This is a genomic window from Geobacillus sp. LYN3 (assembly GCF_003064505.1).
GTDB lineage: Bacteria > Bacillota > Bacilli > Bacillales > Anoxybacillaceae > Parageobacillus_B > Parageobacillus_B toebii.
Genome location: NZ_QCWL01000041.1, coordinates 1 through 1,846 on the forward strand (window position 1 = coordinate 1; position 1,846 = coordinate 1,846).

The 1,846-nt window shown below is 52.6% G+C and carries 1 protein-coding gene; it reads right to left on the reverse strand.

Annotated elements, in window-relative coordinates:
* Positions 1-264 precede the first annotated feature (264 nt).
* Positions 265-1,701, reverse strand: a complete 1,437-nt coding sequence (locus DCC82_RS16860; RefSeq protein ID WP_097355032.1) for a DDE-type integrase/transposase/recombinase — start codon at positions 1,699-1,701, stop codon at positions 265-267.
* Positions 1,702-1,846 lie beyond the last annotated feature (145 nt).

Consider the following 1,846-nt stretch of genomic DNA (forward strand, 5'->3'; position numbering starts at 1 on the left):
GGTAGCGTCAAAAGTTTTATGAAAACTCCACATCCGCCATCCCATGGAGCATCGTAAGGCATCCTTGGAGCCGGATTCGCCCTTGACCAACACCCGCCAAAGGTGCGGAAGAGTCGTCAAGGGCGACGGGGACAAAAAAGAGGGCATAGGAAAGCCGCCCTTGCCCTTACCGAATTTTACCTTTGACGAGGTTCGGTTGGTCAAGGGTTCGCTTCGCCGAATCCGGCTGTTCTTCTGATCCATGGGCTCCGGCGGACAAAAAAGTTAGGCTGCCTCTTGTTGGAGGAAATCTTGAGCCATGGCGATCAGCTTCGTCCACCGGGCCGGCATATGGGGCAGGTCGGCGAGCTCCGGGATGACGACAGGAACCCGGCCTTCGAGTGCACCGTGCGGGCGCAGGAAGTTGAAATACGCCACAAACAGCGTGACAAAGGAGACCGAGCCTTCTTCCGCGCCAAATCCGTGAGTCGGCCGATAGTTGCCTTTAAACGTCCGGTTGAATCGCTCGATGATTTGTTTGAGCGCGCGGAACTCTTCGGACACCGGATCCTCATTGGTCAGTCCGATCACTTGGCGGACGTCAAACGGAATCCCGTGCTGGGCAAAAAAGTGCTGCGCCAGCAGGTAAATGGGATTGCCGTCGACGACGAACGACAAATCGTCCGGGATGGACGGCAGCTTTCGCAGGACGTCATCGATGGCGCGGATGGCCGACAACGTATCCCGGTGGGGCGAGACGCGATACGACAACACCACTTTTTTCACGGCATCAAACATAAAAAACAGGTAATGCCAGCGTCCTTTCACGCGAATATACGTCTCGTCCCCACAGAACGAGCCGGACAGCTCGTACGGGAACTGGTCGACAAATGGCTGAATCATGAGCGCGACGCTATTGGCGTAGTTGAGCACCGTCTGATGGGAGATCGACACGCCATGCACATCCTTCATGATTCCGGCTGTCTGTCTGGAGGACATCCCATAGTTAACGTAGTACGTCAACACGAGTCCGAGGGTGTGCGACGACACCGCCAGACGGGACAAATCGACTTTTGGCTTTTTCGGCGACGATGGGGCCAATGGTTGAAAGTCAAACAAAAACTCACGGAACAGATACCGCACCTTGAAGGCTTGAGGGTTCTGCTGGAATTGTTGGCGTTCCTTTTGGCTCATCCGGCGAAGGTTCTTTTGGTAAAATGGGCAGTCGTTGTTCTTGCACTTGTAGATGTAGTAGTCCTTGCGTTCTTTGATTTTCTCAAGCGTTTGGAAGCAGTGCGGGCAACGAAAGACCGCTTGCTTTTTGAACCGATTTCGATGGTTGAACCGGCATTGGCACACTTTGCATTGGTATTGCCCTTTTCCGCCGTTGTTGGCGTACAGGTAGGATGACGGCGCCTGGCAACGGGGACACGTCAACGAATCCGGAACACGGTGTTTAGCGTTGTCCCGGCGTTGGATCGGCGGCAACGGACGGCCGTGCCGGGCTTCGTAGTCGGCTAAAAGCTGCCGGTAGTCAAGTGTTTCTGGGACATCGATGATGGGAAGGTCATCGACTTGAAGTTTTCGGTACGGTTTTCGAACCGGTTCGTCCATGTCTTTGCGGCTTAAGGATTTTCCTAATAAGGCACCAATTAAATAGACAATGATTTGATGTTGGGACTTGATTATTTCGAGCAAATAGGCTAATAATTGAGGTAACAAGCTTGTCACTCCTTTGTTTTGGGTGTTGGGTGTGGGGTTACCTCAATGATGGCCTAAAACAACGGGGGTGGCAAGCTTTTTTTATTCTAACCGTTGAAACTCAATGAAAAACAGTGAGTGTGGAGGATAAACTTTTGACAATACC